Consider the following 19,069-nt stretch of genomic DNA (forward strand, 5'->3'; position numbering starts at 1 on the left):
CCCGATGGGTTTCAACCTTTCTGCATGGGCGTTGCGCAATCGCCAGATCGTCCTGTTCCTGATGCTGTTGCTGGCCATTGTCGGTGCGCTGTCCTACACCAAGCTGGGCCAGAGCGAAGACCCGCCTTTCACTTTCAAGGCCATGGTGATCCGCACCAACTGGCCGGGGGCCACGGCCCAGGAAGTATCGCGCCAGGTCACCGAGCGCATTGAAAAGAAACTCATGGAAACCGGCGAATACGATCGCATCGTTTCCTTCTCCCGCCCCGGGGAATCCCAGGTGACCTTCATTGCCCGGGATTCGATGCACTCCAACGAGATTCCCGAACTCTGGTATCAGGTTCGCAAGAAGATCAGCGACATTCGCCAGTCCCTGCCGCCGGGCATCCAGGGACCCTTCTTCAACGATGAATTCGGTACGACCTTCGGCAATATCTATGCGCTGACAGGGCAGGGCTTCGACTACGCCGTGCTCAAGGACTATGCCGACCGTATCCAGATCCAGCTGCAGCGGGTCAAGGACGTGGGCAAGGTCGATCTGCTGGGCCTGCAGGACGAAAAGATCTGGATCGAGCTATCCAACGTCAAGCTGGCAACCCTGGGCCTGCCCCTGGCAGCGGTGCAAAAGGCGCTGGAGGAGCAGAACGCAGTGTCCACTGCGGGGTTCTTCGAGACCCCCAGCGAGCGGGTGCAATTGCGGGTATCCGGCAACTTCCAGACGGTGGAGCAGATCCGCAATTTCCCGATCCGGGTCGCCGATCGCACCTTCCGCATCGGTGATGTGGCGGATGTGCGTCGCGGCTTCAATGATCCACCGGCACCGCGCATGCGTTTCATGGGGGAAGACGCCATCGGCCTGGCCGTGGCGATGAAGGACGGCGGCGACATCCTGGTGTTGGGCAAGGCCCTGGAAGGCGAGTTCTCCCGCCTGCAGAAAAGCCTGCCGGCGGGGATGGAGTTGCGCAAGGTGTCCGATCAGCCGGCGGCGGTGAAAACCGGGGTCGGCGAGTTTGTCCGGGTGCTGGCCGAGGCCCTGATCATTGTCCTGCTGGTGAGCTTCTTCTCCCTGGGTGTGCGCACCGGCATGGTGGTGGCCCTGGCGATTCCCTTAGTGCTGGCGATCACGTTCGCCACCATGTACTACCTGGGGATAGGCCTGCACAAGATTTCCCTGGGCGCGCTGGTGCTGGCGTTGGGGCTGTTGGTGGATGACGCGATCATTGCGGTGGAGATGATGGCGATCAAGATGGAGCAGGGGTTCGACCGGATCAAGGCCGCCAGCTTTGCCTGGACCAGTACCGCCTTTCCCATGCTCACCGGCACCCTGATTACCGCAGCGGGCTTTTTGCCGATTGCCACGGCCCAGTCCGGCACCGGCGAGTACACCCGCTCGATCTTCCAGGTGGTGACCATCGCCCTGGTTGCCTCTTGGATTGCCGCCGTGGTCTTCGTTCCCTACCTGGGGGAAAAGCTCCTGCCGGACCTGGCCAAGATCCACGCCGCCAAGCACGGCGCCGAGTCCAATCCCCACGGCACGCCTTTCTACCAGCGCGTGCGCCGGGTGGTGGGCTGGTGCGTGGAGCGGCGCAAGACCGTGATCGTCCTGACCATCCTGGCGTTCGTCGGTTCGGTGATGCTGTTCCGTTTTGTCCCGCAGCAGTTCTTCCCGGCCTCGGGCCGCCTGGAATTGATGGTCGACCTGAAACTGGCGGAAGGTGCTTCCCTGAGCAACACCGCCGATGAGGTCAAGCGCCTGGAGGCGATGCTCAAGGACCACCCAGGCATCGACAACTACGTGGCCTACGTGGGAACCGGCTCGCCGCGTTTCTACCTGCCGCTGGACCAGCAACTGCCGGCCACCAGCTTTGCCCAGTTCGTGGTGCTGGCCAAGACCATCGAGGAGCGCGAGAGCCTGCGCAGTTGGCTGATCGCGACCCTCAATGAACAGTTCCCGGCCTTGCGCTCTCGGGTCACGCGCCTGGAGAACGGTCCGCCAGTGGGTTACCCGGTGCAGTTCCGGGTCACAGGCGAGCACATCGAGGAGGTTCGCGCCCTGGCGCGCAAGGTGGCGGCCAAGGTGCGGGAGAACCCCCATGTGGTCAACGTTCACCTGGACTGGGAGGAGCCGAGCAAGGTGGTCTACCTGAATATCGATCAGGACCGGGCCCGGGCGCTAGGTGTCAGCACGGCCAACCTGTCGAAGTTCCTGCAGAGCTCGCTGATCGGTTCCACCGTCAGCCAGTACCGTGAGGACAACGAACTGATCGAGATTCTCCTGCGCGGAACCCAGCAGGAGCGCACTGAGCTGGCCTTGTTGCCAAGCCTGGCAGTGCCCACCGACAACGGCCAGAGCGTGTCGCTGTCCCAGGTCGCGACCCTGGAGTACGGCTTCGAGGAAGGGGTGATCTGGCACCGTAACCGCTTGCCCAACGTCACCGTGCGTGCCGATATCTACGGCAAGGAACAACCGGCGACGTTGGTGCAGCAGATTCTGCCGACCCTGGAGCCGATTCGCGCCGAACTGCCGGACGGCTTCTTGCTGGAGGTGGGCGGCACTGTCGAGGATTCGGCCCGTGGCCAGAACTCGGTGAAGGCCGGCGTGCCGCTGTTCATCGTGGTAGTGCTGACCTTGCTGATGATTCAGCTGCGCAGTTTTTCGCGCACCGCTATGGTGTTCCTCACTGCGCCCCTGGGGCTGATCGGGGTCACCCTGTTCCTCCTGGTGTTCCGCCAGCCCTTCGGCTTTGTGGCCATGCTCGGCACCATTGCCCTGTCCGGGATGATTATGCGCAACTCGGTGATCCTGGTGGACCAGATCGAACAGGACATCAAGGCTGGCCTGCGTCCCTGGGATGCGATCATCGAAGCCACTGTGCGGCGTTTCCGTCCCATCGTGCTGACTGCCCTGGCGGCGGTACTGGCGATGATTCCGCTGTCGCGTAGTGTGTTCTTCGGACCGATGGCGGTGGCCATCATGGGCGGCCTGATTATCGCCACGGTCTTGACCCTGCTGTTCCTGCCGGCGTTGTATGCGGCCTGGTTCCGGGTCAGGAAGGACTGATCCGGGCAGCTCGCAAGGCATCAACCTGGGCCGGGTAGAGATTACCCGGCCTGGTTTTTCCGCAGTGCAGGTTTTCCAGCAATTGGGCAGCGTGCTCTTCGAGCATCTGCTGCCTGGGACTTAGGGGGAGCAGGCCTGGACCGCAAGGTCGTCAATGGACAGCAGGCCGCAGGGGGGGCATGACCGGACCGCCAGCTCTGGCATTTCATCCGGGGGCTGCCTTCTAGCCAGGGAGTCTGCCTTCAGTAGGAGCTGCGGGGCTTGCCCAAGAGCCAATGGGACCTGCACCGTCAGGGCAACCTGCTGTACTTTCGCCGGCACTCGCGGCCTTGCCCGCTAGGCAGTGGGCAAGGCCGTAGGGCGGATCAGAGGGTGCCGAAGACTTTCTTGGCCAGGCTGGTGGCCGCAGCCGCCGGGTTCTGGCGAATGGTTTCTTCCTGCTTGCCGATCATTTCGAACAGACCATTGAGGGCTTGCTCGGTCACGTAACTCTCGATATTGGCGCTCTTGGCATCCAGCACACCCAGGGTCGCGGCCTGGCCGGCGAAGGAGTTGTACTGCTTGGCCAGGCCGACCTGATCGGTGGCTTGCTTGACGATAGGCAGGAACTTGGCACGGATCTGCTCGCGACTGCTCTTGTCCAGATACTGGGTGGCGGAGTCCTTGCCACCGGCGAGAATGCCCTTGGCGTCGGCCACGGTCATCTTCTTCACCGCGTCCACCAGCAGTGCCTGCGCTTGCGGCACGGCGGCCTCAGCGGCTTTGTTCATGCTGGTTTCCAGCTGATCGACCTGATCACCCATGCCGAACTGTTTCATTTTCTTCGCGACTTTGCCGAGGTTGCCCGGCAGTTCGATACGCACATCGGGGTTGTTGCTGAACCCGCCGGGCGTCCCCAGCTGTTTGACGGCGATCTGTGCGCCTTGGGTCAGGGCGTCCTTGAGGCCACCGCTGGCGTCACCCTGGGACAGGTCGCTCAGGGACAGGGCCAGGGCACTGGCGGAGATCAGCAGGCCAGCGCACAGGCTGGTGAAACGGAGCGAGGTACGGAGCATGGCGGCTTCCTTGGGCAATGAAAATTAACGTACAGCGTCGACACGGAGTTTCAACGGCTGGGGATCTTTGCCGTCGAGGTTGACCCCGTTGTGTTCGGTGGTGATGAACATCAGCTTGCCGTCCAGTTCGATCCGCGCACTGACCGCGTAGCGGTGGCCGGGCTTGACCTGGGCCGGGTTGTAGCTGAGGTGGAAGGGCAGCGGCACCTGGCCTTTGACCGGGCCACTCTGCTCGGCCAGGACCACCGCCGGAGCGTCCGCCAGGGAGACGTCCTGCAGGCTCACGCTCAAGGTGGCGGCAGGCGGCAGGGCGATGCGTTGCAGATAGAAGACTTCGCCATCGAGGCTGGCCTTGGCTGCGGGTTGCATGGCCTGGCAGGCTCCAAGCAGCGCAGTGGCTGCCAGCAGGGTGAGTTTTTTCATGACGGATCTCCGTATCGAGGGCGCCGCAGGTTCTGCGGCGCCGATAAGAATCTAGTCGCTTTGCGCCGGTGCCGCGAGCTGGTCGGCGGCATCTTCGCTGCGGTGCAGGGCGACCTGGCGGATCGACAGGCGAATCTCCGCCGGCAGCACCCGTTTGGCCGCGCCCTCGGCCAGTTCCCCCAGCAGTGGGTGATAGCTCAGCTTGCCGGCTTCGTCGCGGCGCAGTACGCCCTGATCCAGCAGGGTCTGGATGAAGTGGCGGAACAGGCTCTTGTCGAAGAACTCCGGGGCATTGAGGCCATGCAGGATCGACAGGCGCTGGGCCATGACCGTGCACAGGTCTTCCAGTTCTTCGGCGCTGATACTGTTCTGGCCGCTGTTGAGCAACAGGGAAATGGCCATGTAGAAGCGCTGCAGGGTCTGGGCGATGCTCTTGGACAGCAGGGTCAGCAGGACAAAATGCCGCGAGCTGGGCGCCGGGCGCAGGTACAGGTCTTTCTCGAAGCGCAGCAGGCCCTGTTCGACGAAGGCCTCCAGCCATTGATCCACCACGCCGTCCAGTTCTTCCAGGGACCAGCGAATGAACAGCTCCGACTGCAGGTAGGGATACAGCGCGCGGGTGTAGCGCAGGATCTGTTCGCGGCTCATGCGCGACGAACTCTGGAAGAAACTCGCCAGCAGTGCCGGCAGGGCGAAGATGTGCAGCACGTTGTTGCGGTAGTAGGTCATCAGGACGGCGTTCTGCTCGTCCAGGTAGAGGATCTTGCCTAGGGCGTCGTTCTGCTCGGCCAGCAGGTTCATGTCCTTGACGTGCTGGATCAGCGCCTGGCCGTCGCCTTCCGGCAAGGTGGTGTGGGGCGAGTAGGGCACGCGGCGCAACAGCGCCAGGTACAGGTCCAGGACTCGGGCCATGGCTCGGTCGTCCAGGGCAAGGCGGCTGGTGGACAGCAGGGCCAGGGCGACCAGGTTCACCGGGTTGATCGCCGCGGCTTCATTGAGGTGCTGAGCCACACGCTCGCCCAAGCGGTTGGTGGTTTCGTTGAGCCAGGCCGGGCGGTATTGCGGGCCCAGTTCCTGGGTGCGCCAGTCCGGTTGTTCCTGGTCGAGGAATTCCGCCAGTTTGATCGGTTCGCCGAAGTTCACCGCCACCTGGCCAAAGCGCTGTTTGAGGGCGCCGATGACTTTGAAGATGTCGAAGATCGACTCCTTCTTCTTGCTCGCGCCGCGCAGTTCGCCCAGGTAGGTGCGGCCTTCCAGAACCCGTTCGTAGCCGATGTACACCGGCACGAAAACGATGGGCATGCGTGAGGAACGCAGGAAGCTGCGCAGGGTGATGGCCAGCATCCCGGTCTTGGGCTGCAGCATGCGCCCGGTGCGCGAGCGGCCGCCTTCGACGAAGTACTCCACCGGGAAACCCTTGGTGAACAGGGTGTGCAGGTACTCGTTGAACACCGAGGTGTACAGCGGGTTGCCCTTGAAGGTGCGGCGCATGAAGAAGGCCCCGCCGCGGCGCAACAGGCTGCCGATCACCGGCATGTTGAGGTTGATCCCGGCGGCGATGTGCGGCGGGGTCAGGCCATTGCGGAACAGCAGGTAGGACAGCAGCAGGTAGTCGATATGGCTGCGGTGGCAGGGCACGTAGATCACTTCGTGGCCCTGGGCGATTTTCTGTACGCCTTCGAGGTGGTTGACCTTGATCCCGTCGTAGATCTTGTTCCAGAACCAGCTCAGCACCACTTCCAGGAAGCGGATTGCAGTGTAGGTGTAGTCCGAGGCGATCTCGTTGCCGTAGCGCAGGGCCTGGGCCTTGGCCTTTTCCGGGGAGATCTTCTCGCGCTCGGCTTCGTCGAGGATCGCCTGTTTCACCAGGGGCTGGTTGAGCAGGCCCTTGACCAGGTTGCGCCGGTGGGAGATGTCCGGGCCGATGACCGCGGCCTTGAGGTTGCGAAAGTGCACCCGCAGGATGCGCTGGGCCATGCGCACGGTGCGCTCGTGACCCTTGTTGTGCTCGATCAGTTCGCGCAGGTTGATCGGGGCCGAGAACTGCACCCGGGTCTTGCGCCCCAGGATCATGATGCTCAGCAGCCGGCGCAGGCGTCCGGTGACCGCCCAACTGTCGGCGAACAGCAGCTTCCAGGGGCTGGACTCGCTGTCCGGGGACTGGCCCCAGAACACGCTGACCGGAATGATTTGCGCATCTTCGGCAGCGTTCTGGGTCAGGGCGCTGACCAGTCGGGTCAGGGTTGGCGGTGCGCCGCGTTTGTCCTGGCGACCGAGCCAGTCGGGTTCCGGGGTCAGGTAGAAGAACGCCGCGGGCTCCAGCAGGTTGCCCACCGACACCGGCAGTACCGGGCGTGGCAAGCCGGCCTTGGTGCATTCGGTATCGACCACGGCGAGGTCAGTCAGGGATGGGTTTTGCAGGACGTAGAACACCGGCCGGCTGCGGTCGAGGTCGAGGGTGAAGGACGACTGGTTGATGGTTTCCGAGCGCACCCAGAGGTACAGCAGGCGGCGCAAGGTGCCAAACACAAGACGACGGATCGGGGAGCGGGTCATACGGCTTCTGCGTGAGTGAATAAGAAATCAAAACCGAGCACCTGCTCGGGGCCGGTAGTGTGCCGGATTCGCCGAAAATCGGCAAAAAAGCACCCAAACAAGATTGAGTTGAGAGTTTTTACGCCTGTCATATACTCGGCCGACTCTCCCGCGGTCGTATTGCCTCCAGTCATAGAGAGGCAGCTCGAGGGAAAGTTCTCAAGGCAGGGTGGCAGTGCGCCCAGCCAATAATAAAAAAATGAGGTGTGGATTCATGACTACTCGTGAGACCGGCAACGTGAAGTGGTTCAACGACGCCAAGGGCTACGGCTTTATCCAGCGTGAAGGTGGGGCGGACGTGTTTGTCCATTACCGAGCGATCCGTGGCGAAGGCCACCGTTCGCTGACCGAAGGCCAGCAGGTGGAATACGCCGTGGTCGAAGGTCAGAAAGGTCTGCAAGCCGAAGACGTCGTCGGCCTGTAACCAACCCTGCAGGAGCTGGCTTGCCAGCGAACGGGGCGCTGGCGATGCAAGGCTCAGGGGCCTTTTCGCCGGCAAGCCGGCTCCTACCGGATTGCGCTGTTCAGGCAGTGCGCCAGGTAATCTCTTCTTCGCCGTCGGTGCTGATGCGAATCCAGCGATCGGCGGTCTCTTCACCTTCTTCCTCGACCCAACTGCCCGGTGCGCAGCGCACTTCCACATTCAGCGCGGCAAAGGCGGCGCGGGCACAGGCAATGTCGTCGTCCCACGGAGTCTGGTCGCTTTCCAGGTACAGGCTGTTCCACTTGCCCACGGCCTTGGGCAGCCAGGTCACGGGTACTGAGCCTGCGGTGCATTTGTAGGTCTGGCCCTTTTGCACCCAGTCGCTGCACGGGCCGAGCACGGCGCCGAGCCAGGTGGCGATGGCCTTGTAGTCGACGTCGGCGTCTTTCAGGTAAATCTCGATATCGGGCTGGCGCATGGATGTCCTCATTGCCGGTCTGAAAAATCCATTCGCGGATTTCTTCGACCTCGGGCCCATGCCCGCGGTCGTTGGGTTAAGTGGGGGGTTACTGCAGCACGAAGTAATCGTAGCGCATCGACACGCTGACCTCGAAAGGCTCGGCCTGCTCGATCACTGCGGCCCGGCGTTCGGCGCTGGCGCGCCAGCCGTGGGGCGTCATGGCCAACAGGTTGGCGCGATCTTCCGGGCGCTCCAGGCGCAGCCTGAACTCCAGGGTTTCGCTGTGGGCCAGGGCCATGCCCTCCGGCACCAGGGCCAGGTGCTTGTCGTCGGTGTATTCACGCACTTCGTCGTACAGGCGTTCGCGCAGCTCCATCAGGTGGCCGCTGGTAGGGCCGACTTTCATCAGGCCGCCACCCGGGCTCAACAGGCGCTTGGCCTCTTGCCAGTCGAGGGGGCTGAAGACGCTGGCGAGAAACTGGCAGCTGGCATCGGCCAACGGGATGCGCGCCATGCTGGCGACCATCCAGGTCAGTTGCGGCGCGCGACGACAGGCGCGTTTCACGGCCTCCCGGGAAATATCCAGGGCGTAGCCGTCGGCGTCGGGCAGGGCGTCGGCCAACTGCGCGGTGTAGTAACCCTCGCCGCAGCCGATGTCGACCCAGCGCTGGGGCGTGCGTTCTGCCGCCAGCTCTGCCAGGCGCCGGGCCACCGGGGCGTAGTGCCCAGCGTTGAGAAAGTCGCGGCGGGCCTCGACCATGGCCTGGTTGTCGCCCGGGTCACGGCTGTTCTTGTGCTGCACCGGCAGCAGGTTCAGGTAGCCCTGGCGGGCACGGTCGAAGCGATGCCCGGCCGGGCAGACCACGCCGTTGTCCACCGCGTTCAGCGGTGCGTTGCAAAGAGGACAGGCAAGCATCAGGCAAGCAACTTGACGAGAGTCTGATAGTAGATCTCGGTCAGCACATCCAGGTCGCTGGCCAGGATCCGCTCGTTGACCTGGTGGATGGTTGCGTTGACCGGGCCCAATTCCACCACCTGGGTGCCCAGGGTGGCGATGAAGCGCCCGTCGGACGTGCCGCCGCTGGTGGACGCCTGGGTCTCGCGGCCAGTGACTTGCTTGATGCTGGCCGAGACCGCGTCCAGCAGGGCGCCGGGTTCGGTGAGGAACGGCAGGCCGGACAGGGCCCAGTCCACGTGCCAGTCCAGGCCGTGCTTGTCGAGGATCGCTGCAATCCGTTGTTGCAGGCCTTCAACGGTGGATTCGGTGGAGAAGCGGAAGTTGAACACCGCCACCAGATCCCCCGGGATCACATTGGTGGCGCCGGTCCCGGAATTGAGGTTGGAAATCTGGAAGCTGGTGGGCGGGAAGAAGGCATTGCCGTCGTCCCAGTGTTCGGCCGCCAGTTCCGCCAGGGCCGGTGCCGCCAGGTGGATCGGGTTCTTGGCCAGATGCGGGTAGGCCACGTGGCCTTGCACCCCACGCACCGTGAGCTTGGCGCCGAGGGAGCCGCGGCGACCATTCTTGACCACGTCGCCCACCAGGCTGGTGCTCGAAGGTTCACCGACGATGCACCAGTCCAGGCGCTCCTTGCGTGCCGCCAGGCGTTCCACCACCGCCTTGGTGCCATGGTGCGCCGGGCCTTCTTCGTCGCTGGTGATCAGGAAGGCTATCGAGCCCTTGTGGTCCGGGTAATCGGCGACAAAGCGCTCGGCGGCCACCAGCATGGCGGCCAGGCTGCCTTTCATGTCCGCCGCGCCACGGCCACACAGCATGCCGTGCTCGTCGATCAGGGCTTCGAACGGGTCGTTCTGCCAGGCCTGGACCGGGCCGGTGGGCACCACGTCAGTGTGGCCGGCGAAGCACAGCACCGGGCCTTCATGCTGGCCATGGGTGGCCCAGAAGTTGTCCACGTCCTCGATGCGCATCGGTTCCAGCTTGAAGCCGGCCTCCCCCAGGCGCTGCATCATCAGCTTCTGGCAGTCGGCGTCGACCGGCGTCACCGAGGGGCGACGGATCAGATCACAGGCAAGTTGCAGGGTCGGCGAAAGCTCGGCAGGGGCCGTCATGGGGAACTCCGGTGCAAGGCATTGTGTAGGAGCCGGCTGGCCGGCGATGGCGGTTTACTGGTTACACCGCGTCGCGTGGTTCGCTGGTCAGCCAGCGCCTACAGGGTTGGGCGGGGCGCGCAAAATGGCGGATATCTTAAAGCAAAACGGCGGCCTGAGGCCGCCGTTTAGTGCTTTGCATCGATTTAGGCGGCTGGAGCCGGCTCGGGGTGTTCCGCAGGTTTTGGCAGTGACGACAGGAACGCCATGATCAGTGCCGCCACATAGGGCAGCGACTGCACCAGAAGCATGGTCACCCAGAAGCGCATGTCGTTGCTGGGCAGCCCCTGTACCAGGAAGATCCCCAGCGCCGCGCCCCACAACAGCAGCATGATGAACAACTCTTCCCGGGCTTCCGAGATGGCTACCCAGAAGCCGTGGTTGTCGGCGTTCTTCGGGGTGCGGAAGAACGGGATGCTGCTGGTGAAGAAGCCGTACAGCACCGCCTTGGCGATGGTGTGGGACAAGGCCAGGCCGGCCAGGGCCGCGCAGAACGCATCCTTGAGGTTGACCCCCACTGCCCGGCGGTAGAGGAAGATGATCTTGCCCACCTTGAACACGAACAGCGCGAGCGGCGGGATCGCGAAGATCAGCAGCGGCGGGTCGACCCGTTGCGGCACGATGATCATCGCCGCCGACCACAGCAGGGCGCCGACGGTGAAGAAAATGTTCATGCCGTCTGCGACCCACGGCAGCCAACCCGCCAGGAAGTGGTAGCGCTGGCCACGGGTCAGTTCGGTGTCCTTGCCACGCAGCAGGCTGGCGGTGTGGCGCTTGATGATCTGGATCGCGCCATAGGCCCAGCGGAAGCGCTGCTTCTTGAAGTCGATGAAGGTGTCGGGCATCAGGCCCTTGCCGTAGCTTTCGTGATGGTAGGCCGCCGACAGGCCTTTCTCGAACACTCGCAGGCCCAGCTCGGCGTCTTCGCAGATGCACCAGTCGGCCCAGCCCAATTCTTCCAGCACCGAACGCCGGGTCATGGTCATGGTGCCGTGCTGGATGATCGCGTCACGGTCGTTGCGGGTGACCATGCCGATATGGAAGAAGCCCTTGTATTCCGCATAGCAGAGCTTCTTGAAGGTACTTTCGTTCTGGTCGCGGTAGTCCTGGGGCGACTGCACGATGGCGATCTTCGGATCGGCGAAGTGCGGCACCATGTGCTTGAGCCAGTTGCGGTCGACGCAGTAGTCGGAGTCGATCACCGCGATCACTTCGGCATCCTTGGCGGTGTGCGGCAGCAGGTAGTTCAGGGCGCCGCCCTTAAAACCGGCCAGGGGCGCGACGTGGAAGAACTTGAAGCGTGGACCCAGGGTCTCGCAATAGGCCTGCACCGGTTCCCAGACCGCCGGGTCCTTGGTGTTGTTGTCGATGATCAGGACTTCGAAGTCCGGGTAATCGAGGTTGGCCAGGGCGTTGAGGGTCTGTTTGACCATCTCCGGCGGCTCGTTGTAGCAGGGCACGTGGATCGAGACTTTCGGCCGGTAGCTGGAGTCTCCTTCCACCGGCAGGAACTCGCGCCGGCGTTTGCGGACCCACACCGCCTCGGCCAGTTCATGGGCCTCGGTCAGCAGCACGATAAACACCCCCAGCGCGCCGAGGGCCAGCAGGAAGCCCACCGTCAGGCTGAACCAGGTGCTGTATTGCTGGCTGTAGTCGTAGCCGATCCACACCAGCACTGAACCGCAGAGGAAGGCGATGAAGGTCAGGAAGGTGCGGCCGCGCTGGCGCAGGGCCGAGCCGTCGATCATCAGCAGGGTCAGCGACAGCAGCGCCAGCACCACCGAACCGATGGCCAGCACCCGCCATTGCGGGATCGCCACCACAGGGCCTTCGAAGTTGAATTTCTGTTGGCGCGCAGCGTTGAACACGCCCCAGTAGGCGCCTACCGAACCCTCGTCGCTGGCCTTCCACGGTTGGTCGAAGGCTTCGATGACAAAGTAGTTGTAGCCCTGGCGATTGAGCTTGTTGACCAGGGTCCGCAGGTAGATCGCCTGGTCCGCGGGGCTGGCGTCAGCGCCACCGCGCATGCGGCCGTTGCTCGGCCAGCCCACCTCGGACAGCAGCAGCGGCTTTTTCGGGAACATCTTCTTCAGGTCCCGGGCGCGGTCGAGGACAAACTGCCCGGCCTTGTCCATCGGGATGAATTCCCAGTAGGGCAGGATGTGCGCGGCGATCAGATCGACGTGTTTGGCCAGTTCCGGGTGTTCTTCCCAGACGTGCCACTGTTCTGAAGTGGTCACCGGAACTTTCACCGCAGCGCGGACCCGGTCGAGAAGCACCGATAACTGGTCGGCGGTGATTTCCTTGCGGAAGATCGCTTCGTTGCCCACCACTACGCGGACGACGCTGCGTGAGCTGTTGGCCAGTTCGATGGCGCGCATGATTTCCCGCTCGTTGCGCTCCAGGTCCGGACTGATCCAGATCCCCAGGGTCACTCGCAGGCCAAACTCTTCCGCCAGTTTGGGAATATCCTGCAGGCTGCCGTCCACCGAATAGGTACGGATGTTGTCGGTCAGCTTGCTCATGATCTCCAGGTCACGACGCATTTCATCGTCGGACGGGTACTGCTCCTTCTGCGGGAACTGGCCCTGCTGGAAAGGCGAGTAGGAAAAACCGGAGATCTGTTCCGGCCAGTCGGGGGCCGAGACCGGGCGATTGATCAGCGCCCAGAAACCGGTGAACAGCGCGGCAATGGCCAGCACTATCACCAGGTTGAGTCCAAATTTACGCGATGACATAGCTATTTCGGGTTCCAAAAGGTGTGGAACGAGGGAAGGGTTGGCAGGCGCCAAACGGCGGGCATCCTACACCGGCCCTCAACTGAGCGTACAGCGCACAGAGGAAAGCCAGACCTTGGGCACTGTAATTGCGTTTAAGTTCTTTACTTGTAGCTGGCGGCTTAAAACTTGTCGCTTCCCAGCTCTATAATGCGCGCCGGTTTTTTAGGTGATGGTCATGAGTACAGAAGATCCACGGTTTGCCGGCGTCGCCCGTTTGTATGGCATTGAAGGCCTGGAGCGGCTGCGGGCGGCCCATGTGGCGATCGTTGGCGTCGGCGGAGTCGGTTCCTGGGCGGCGGAAGCCATCGCCCGTTGCGGGGTCGGGGAGATCTCGCTGTTCGACCTCGACGATGTCTGCGTCAGCAACAGCAACCGTCAGTTGCACGCCCTGGACAGCACCGTGGGCAAGCCCAAGGTCGAGGTCATGGCCGAGCGCCTGCGGGGCATCAACCCAGACTGTAAGGTGCATGCGGTAGCGGATTTCGTCACCCGCGACACCATGGCCGAATACATCACCTCGGACATTGATTGCGTGATTGACTGCATCGACAGCGTAAATGCCAAGGCGGCGCTGATTGCCTGGTGCAAGCGGCGCAAGATCCAGATCATCACCACTGGCGGTGCCGGCGGGCAGATCGACCCGACGCTGATCCAGGTCTGTGACCTGAACCGCACCTTTAATGACCCGTTGGCCTCCAAGGTGCGTTCCACTTTGCGCCGCGATTATGGCTTCTCGCGCACCGTGACCCGCCATTACAGCGTGCCCTGTGTGTTTTCCACCGAGCAGCTGCGTTATCCGAAACCCGATGGCAGCATCTGCCTGCAGAAGAGCTTTGTCGGCGACGGGGTCAAGCTCGACTGCGCCGGCGGTTTTGGAGCGGTGATGATGGTGACCGCGACCTTTGGCATGGTGGCGGCGACCAAGGCGGTGGACAAGATCGTTGCCGGCGTGCGTCGCCCATCTGAACGCAGCAAGCCCCTGTAGCCGCTGCCGCAGGCTGCGAGCGGCCCGGCGGGCCGTGGGGGCTTGAGGCCGCTAGGGGGGGCTGGCGGGAGATCGCCAGGCAAGGTCCTGCGGACCTTTTCGCAGCCTCGCAGGCTCGGCAGCGGCTACAGGGCGCTGGCCAGTTCGTTCATGCGTTGCAAGACGGCGTTCAGGCCATTGCTGCGCGACGGCGAGAGCTGGCGCGACAGGCCCAGCTGGTTGAACCAGTCCGCCAGGTCCACTTCCTGCAATTGCTGCACCGTCAGGCCGTTGACCCGGGCCAGCAGCAAGGCCACCAAGCCGCGAATCAGCCGTGCGTCGCTGGCGGCGGCAAACTGCCAATGACCATTTTCCAGGGCCGCCACCAGCCAGACCTGGCTTTCACAGCCATGGACTCGATTGGCGTCTACCTTGTCGTCCTCGCTCAGGGGCGGCAGGCGCTCGCCCCATTGCATCAGCAGGCGGGCCCGCTGTTCCCAGCCGGCAGCCCCCTGGAAAACTTCAAGGGCGGCCACGGCGTCCGCCGGCAGGCTCATCGCAGCAACTCCAGGGCCTGATCCAGGGCTTCGAAGAAACGCTCCAAGTCCTCGGAGTCGTTGTACAGCGCCAGGGATACGCGAATCGCCCCGACGAGGCCGAAGCTTTTCATCAGCGGCATGGCGCAATGATGACCGGCCCGCACGGCAATGCCCTGTTCGGTCAGCAGGTGGGCCAGGTCGGCGTTGTGCACGCCGTCCACGACGAAGCTGACCAGGGCCAGTTGCGGCGTGCCCAGCAGGCGGATGCCATTGCGTGCCTGCAAGCCCTGCAGCAGATAGGCATGCAGCGCGGCTTCGTGCGTGGCCACTGCCTGCTGATCCAGGCCAGCGAGGTAATCCAGGGTCGCCCCCAGGCCAATGACTCCGGCAATCGGCGGGGTGCCGGCCTCGAATCCCAGGGGCGCCGGGCGAAAGCTGGCGTGCTGGTAGTCGGCGTCCTGGACCATTTCTCCGCCGAACTGCCAATGACGCAGGTGCTTGAGCGCGGCATGACGGCCGAACAGCACGCCGACGCCGTCCGGACCATAGAGTTTATGGCTGGAGAACACATAGAAGTCGCAGCCCAGGGCCTGCACATCGTGACGGCCATGGACCACGCCCTGGGCGCCGTCGATCACCGTCAGTGCGCCCTGGGCCTTGGCCATGGCCAGCAGTGGCGTCAAGGGTTGCCAGGCGCCGAGCACATTGGACAACTGGCTCACTGCCAGCAGGCGAGTGCGCGGGCCAATCAGACGGCTTGCCGCATCAATATCGATCAGTCCGTCGGCATCCAGGGGCAGGATCAGCAGCTTGAGGTCGCGACGTTGGGCCAACTGTTGCCAGGGCAGCAGGTTGGCATGGTGTTCAAGGGCGCTGATGACGATCTCATCGCCGCTTTCAAATTGCTGCTCCAGGCCATAAGCCAGGAGATTCAGCGCACTGGTGGCGCCGTGGGTGAAGATGATCTGTCCGCTGTCACCGGCATTCAGCCATTGGCCGACCTTGCGGCGGCTGTCCTCGAAGGCCTGGGTGGCATGGGCGCCGGGCAGGTGCTGCGCGCGATGCACATTGGCCGCGCCATTGGCGTAGTAGTGGGCCAGGGCGTCCAGCAGGGCTTGGGGTTTTTGCGTGGTGGCGGCGTTGTCCAGGTACGTCTGGTCCTGGCGATGCAGTGCGGCGATGGCCGGGAAGTCGGCGCGCCAGGGGGAGGGTACAAGCATGGTGGCAGAACTCGTTTGAACAGGCCGGGCGCCGATGATAAGCGCCCGGCCGGTTCCAGTGAAACCGAATCGCTGCTTAGTTGTGAGCGTGCAGCGCTTCGTTCAGCTCGATGGCCGACTTGTGGGTCTTGCACTCCACGGCGCCGGTTTCCGAGTTGCGGCGGAACAGCAGGTCCGGCTGGCCGGCCAGTTCACGGGCCTTGAGCACTTTGACCAACTGGTTGTTTTCGTCCAGCAGCGCCACCTTGGTGCCAGCGGTCACGTACAGACCCGACTCCACGGTGTTGCGGTCGCCCAGGGGAATGCCGATACCGGCATTGGCGCCGATCAGGCAGCCTTCGCCGACCTTGATCACGATGTTGCCGCCACCCGACAGGGTGCCCATGGTGGAGCAGCCACCGCCCAGGTCCGAACCTTTGCCGACGAACACGCCAGCCGATACACGGCCTTCGATCATGCCCGGGCCTTCGGTGCCGGCGTTGAAGTTGACGAAGCCTTCGTGCATCACGGTGGTGCCTTCGCCGATGTAGGCGCCCAGGCGAATCCGCGCGCTGTCAGCGATACGCACGCCGCTCGGCACCACGTAGTCGGTCATTTTCGGGAACTTGTCCACGGAGAACACTTCCAGCAGCTCGCCGCGCAGGCGGGCTTCCAGTTGCCGCTCGGCCAACTCGCCCAGATCGATGGCGCCCTGGCTGGTCCAGGCTACGTTCGGCAGCAGTGGGAACACCCCGGCCAGGCTCAGGCCATGCGGCTTGACCAAGCGGTGGGACAGCAGGTGCAGCTTCAGGTAAGCCTCTGGGGTGGAGGTCAATTGAGCGTCTTCGGCCAGCAGGGTGGCTACCAGCGGCTTGTGGCTTTCGGCCAGGCGGGTCAGCAGGGCAGCCTGGGTGGCGTCGATGCCTTTCAGCGCGTCGGCCATTTGCGCGGCCTGGGCGGTGGTGAAGGTGATGGCCTGGTTGCCTTCGCTGTAGCCGAGGATCGGTGCGACAGCGGCAACGATTTCGGCGGCAGGATTGAGCAGTGGCGATGCGTAGAACACTTCCAGCCAGGCGCCTTGACGATTTTGGGTGCCGACACCGAATGCCAGGCTGAACAGAGTAGTGGACATGCAGTTACCTCTTGCGAAATAGAGTGAGCAGGCTTACTTGAGCGCCGCTGCGTAAAGGTCTGGCTTGAAGCCAATCAGGGTCTTGTCTCCGAGGTCGAGCACCGGGCGCTTGATCATCGAAGGTTGCGCGAGCATCAGTTCAACGGCTTTCGCCTGGTCGAGATCGGCTTTGCTTTCGTCATCGAGTTTGCGAAAGGTCGTGCCCGCGCGGTTCAACACCACCTGCCAGCCGTGCTCGTTGCACCACTGATTCAGGTGCTCACGGTCAATGCCGGAGGTTTTGTAATCATGGAAGTCATAGCTGACAGCGTTTTCATCGAGCCAGGTGCGCGCCTTTTTCATGGTGTCACAGGCTTTGATGCCGAAAAGGTGCAACGTTTTGCTTGAAGCGGTCAAGGAATTGCCCCCTTTGGAGATGCTGGAGATGAAAGGTCACGGATTATGCCACGACCGCAGCGCTTCAGCGTCGGCCTGAAATCGGCTTTGTCGCAGGTTGTTGCATGGCAGGTCATGGGGCTTGCGACTTTTGTGCAGCGGTCAGTACCGAGTTTAAGCGGCTAATATGGCACTTCGTCGGCGATTCTCAGCTGAGATGCGTACGATTTTTCCTGTTGAGCCTTGGATTTTCGCTTTATGCAAACCGCCTATACCGTCCTCATCCTGCTGATGCTGGTGAGTCTTTCGCGACTGGTCGGACGGGTGATTCCGCTGCCCTTGCCTCTGGTACAGATCGCCGCCGGAGCCCTGTTGGCCTGGCCGACCCTGGGTTTGCATGTGGCCCTGGACCCGGAATTGTTCCTTTTCCTGTTCCTGCCGCCGTTGCTGTTTTCCGACGGTTGGCGCATGCCCAAGCGCGAGTTCTGGCGCTTGCGTGGCCCGATCCTGACCTTGGCGGTGGGCCTGGTGTTGTTCACCGTGGTCGGGGCCGGTTATTTCATTCACTGGCTGTTGCCGACCATCCCGTTGCCGGTGGCTTTCGCCCTGGCTGCGGTGCTGTCACCCACCGACGCCGTGGCGGTGTCGGCCATTTCCCAGAACCGCCTGCCAACCCCGCTGATGCACATGCTCCAGGGCGAGGCCTTGATGAACGATGCCTCGGGCCTGGTGACTTTCAAGTTCGCCCTGGTGGCCGCCGTTACCGGGGTGTTCTCCCTGGCCAATGCCAGCCTGACCTTTGTGTTGGTGGCGGTGGGTGGCTTGGCGGTCGGCGTGGCCCTGAGCTGGCTGGTCGGGCGCCTGCGGGCCTGGATGATCGCCCGCGGCTGGGACGATCCGGCGACCCATGTGGTGTTCATGTTGCTATTGCCCTTCGCGGCTTACGTCCTGGCCGAGCGCCTGGGGGCCTCGGGCATTCTCTCGGCGGTGGCGGCGGGAATGATGCAGAGCTGGCTCGACCTGCTGCCGCGCCAGACCAGCACCCGACTGCTCAATCGCAGTGTCTGGTCGCTGCTGGAGTTCGCCTTCAATGGCCTGATCTTCCTACTGTTGGGGCTGCAATTGCCTGACATCATCAAGGCCGTGGTCAGTCATGAAACTTCACTCTGGCCGACCCTGTTCTACCGCTGCCTGGATGTGTTGGCGATCTTCCTGGTGCTGCTGGTGTTGCGCTTTATCTGGGTGCAGAGCATCTGGCGCCTGTCCGGGCTGCTGCGGCGTTGGCGCGGCAAGGGCGAGCTGACCCTGGTGCCCACGGCGCGCTCCTGCTGGCTGCTGACGGTGGGCGGGGTGCGTGGGGCTGTGACCCTGGCCGGCGTGATGTCGGTGCCCTTGTTCCTGGGCGCCGGGGAGGCCTTCCCCGAACGTGATCTGCTGATCTTTATCGCCGCTGGAGTGATCCTGCTGTCCCTGGTGGCGGCCTGCATTGCCCTGCCGCTGCTGTTGCGCGGTATCGTCAAAAGCCCCGACGACAAACGCCGTGGAGAAGTCCGCGACGCCTGGCGCAAGACCGCCGAGGCGGCGATCCATGCCCTGGAAGCCGAGGAAGTGGCTGAAACCAGTGAGGCCCCCGATGCGGCCCAGGCGGCACTGGCCACCGAGCTCAAGGGCCGTTTGATGGCTGAGTACCGGCATCAGTTGGAGGTCTACAACGATTCCGCGGAGGCCCAGGCCCTGGCATTGCAGATGGACTTGCTGGAACGCCGCCTGCGGCTCAAGGCCCTGCGCGCGCAACGGCTTGAGCTGTACCGCCTGAGCCGGCATCACCAGATCGGTGACGATGTGCTGCGAGAGGTGTTGGCGGACCTGGATTTGAGCGAGGCGAATTTGGGGCAGGTGAAGTGAGCGAATAACGCTTTCGCCGGCAAGCCGGCTCCTACTGGGAGGGTGTAGGAG

At 63.3% G+C, this 19,069-nt stretch carries 15 protein-coding genes; 4 read left to right on the forward strand and 11 right to left on the reverse strand.

Annotated elements, in window-relative coordinates; genetic code table 11:
- The first annotated feature begins 4 nt into the window (after window positions 1-4).
- On the forward strand, window positions 5-3,061 hold the full coding sequence (locus WIN67_RS05700; protein WP_110596471.1) for an efflux RND transporter permease subunit: 3,057 nt from the start codon (window positions 5-7) through the stop codon (window positions 3,059-3,061).
- 365 nt (window positions 3,062-3,426) lie between these two features.
- Here WIN67_RS05700 and WIN67_RS05705 read toward each other — a convergent pair whose 3' ends face one another.
- The 3 genes from WIN67_RS05705 to plsB are packed head-to-tail and all read right to left on the reverse strand — an operon-like array spanning window position 3,427 to window position 7,095.
- Window positions 3,427-4,116 (reverse strand): DUF4197 domain-containing protein, encoded by a 690-nt coding sequence (locus tag WIN67_RS05705; RefSeq protein ID WP_025127623.1) that lies wholly within the window; start codon window positions 4,114-4,116, stop codon window positions 3,427-3,429.
- Between the two features lie 24 nt (window positions 4,117-4,140).
- Complete coding sequence (locus WIN67_RS05710) at window positions 4,141-4,539, reverse strand: YbaY family lipoprotein (protein ID WP_339070749.1); 399 nt, start codon at window positions 4,537-4,539, stop codon at window positions 4,141-4,143.
- Window positions 4,540-4,590: 51 nt separating this feature from the next.
- Window positions 4,591-7,095 carry a glycerol-3-phosphate 1-O-acyltransferase PlsB gene (gene plsB, locus WIN67_RS05715; protein WP_102878541.1) on the reverse strand — a complete coding sequence of 835 codons (2,505 nt, stop codon included), beginning with the start codon at window positions 7,093-7,095 and terminating at the stop codon, window positions 4,591-4,593.
- Window positions 7,096-7,348: 253 nt separating this feature from the next.
- On the opposite strand from plsB, the gene WIN67_RS05720 reads away from it, so the two are divergent.
- The gene (locus WIN67_RS05720) at window positions 7,349-7,558 is read left to right on the forward strand and encodes a cold-shock protein (protein WP_011059510.1); all 210 of its coding nucleotides are present in this window, start codon (window positions 7,349-7,351) and stop codon (window positions 7,556-7,558) included.
- Window positions 7,559-7,658: 100 nt separating this feature from the next.
- On the opposite strand, the gene WIN67_RS05725 is transcribed toward WIN67_RS05720, so the two are convergent.
- The 4 genes from WIN67_RS05725 to WIN67_RS05740 all read right to left on the reverse strand — a co-directional run bounded on the left by WIN67_RS05725 (window position 7,659) and on the right by WIN67_RS05740 (window position 12,862).
- Window positions 7,659-8,036 carry a hypothetical protein gene (locus tag WIN67_RS05725; protein WP_102861352.1) on the reverse strand — a complete coding sequence of 126 codons (378 nt, stop codon included), beginning with the start codon at window positions 8,034-8,036 and terminating at the stop codon, window positions 7,659-7,661.
- An 88-nt stretch (window positions 8,037-8,124) separates the two neighbouring features.
- Window positions 8,125-8,934 carry a putative RNA methyltransferase gene (locus WIN67_RS05730; RefSeq protein ID WP_102861353.1) on the reverse strand — a complete coding sequence of 270 codons (810 nt, stop codon included), beginning with the start codon at window positions 8,932-8,934 and terminating at the stop codon, window positions 8,125-8,127.
- On the reverse strand, window positions 8,934-10,085 hold the full coding sequence (gene dapE / locus WIN67_RS05735) for a succinyl-diaminopimelate desuccinylase (RefSeq protein ID WP_339070750.1): 1,152 nt from the start codon (window positions 10,083-10,085) through the stop codon (window positions 8,934-8,936). Before dapE ends, WIN67_RS05730 begins: the two co-directional genes overlap by 1 nt.
- A gap of 185 nt (window positions 10,086-10,270) precedes the next feature.
- Window positions 10,271-12,862 carry a glycosyltransferase gene (locus WIN67_RS05740; protein WP_110596474.1) on the reverse strand — a complete coding sequence of 864 codons (2,592 nt, stop codon included), beginning with the start codon at window positions 12,860-12,862 and terminating at the stop codon, window positions 10,271-10,273.
- Window positions 12,863-13,079: 217 nt separating this feature from the next.
- Between WIN67_RS05740 and tcdA the strand changes: the two genes are divergently transcribed.
- On the forward strand, window positions 13,080-13,889 hold the full coding sequence (gene tcdA / locus WIN67_RS05745) for a tRNA cyclic N6-threonylcarbamoyladenosine(37) synthase TcdA (protein WP_372342423.1): 810 nt from the start codon (window positions 13,080-13,082) through the stop codon (window positions 13,887-13,889).
- Between the two features lie 125 nt (window positions 13,890-14,014).
- Here the strand turns inward: tcdA and WIN67_RS05750 are convergent, their stop codons facing one another.
- The 4 genes from WIN67_RS05750 to WIN67_RS05765 form a co-directional block, all read right to left on the reverse strand.
- Window positions 14,015-14,425 carry a SufE family protein gene (locus tag WIN67_RS05750; protein WP_110596476.1) on the reverse strand — a complete coding sequence of 137 codons (411 nt, stop codon included), beginning with the start codon at window positions 14,423-14,425 and terminating at the stop codon, window positions 14,015-14,017.
- The gene (locus tag WIN67_RS05755) at window positions 14,422-15,627 is read right to left on the reverse strand and encodes an aminotransferase class V-fold PLP-dependent enzyme (RefSeq protein WP_102878546.1); all 1,206 of its coding nucleotides are present in this window, start codon (window positions 15,625-15,627) and stop codon (window positions 14,422-14,424) included. Before WIN67_RS05755 ends, WIN67_RS05750 begins: the two co-directional genes overlap by 4 nt.
- 76 nt (window positions 15,628-15,703) lie before the next feature.
- Window positions 15,704-16,738 carry a 2,3,4,5-tetrahydropyridine-2,6-dicarboxylate N-succinyltransferase gene (gene dapD, locus WIN67_RS05760; RefSeq protein ID WP_102861358.1) on the reverse strand — a complete coding sequence of 345 codons (1,035 nt, stop codon included), beginning with the start codon at window positions 16,736-16,738 and terminating at the stop codon, window positions 15,704-15,706.
- A 33-nt stretch (window positions 16,739-16,771) separates the two neighbouring features.
- Window positions 16,772-17,134: an ArsC family reductase gene (locus WIN67_RS05765; protein WP_267269456.1), complete on the reverse strand. Its 363-nt coding sequence runs from the start codon at window positions 17,132-17,134 to the stop codon at window positions 16,772-16,774.
- A gap of 237 nt (window positions 17,135-17,371) precedes the next feature.
- Here WIN67_RS05765 and WIN67_RS05770 point away from each other — a divergent pair, with 237 nt between their 5' ends.
- Window positions 17,372-19,018, forward strand: a complete 1,647-nt coding sequence (locus WIN67_RS05770) for a Na+/H+ antiporter (protein ID WP_102861360.1) — start codon at window positions 17,372-17,374, stop codon at window positions 19,016-19,018.
- Window positions 19,019-19,069 lie beyond the last annotated feature (51 nt).

The sequence above is a fragment of the Pseudomonas idahonensis genome (assembly GCF_037903935.1).
Lineage (GTDB): Bacteria > Pseudomonadota > Gammaproteobacteria > Pseudomonadales > Pseudomonadaceae > Aquipseudomonas > Aquipseudomonas danubii.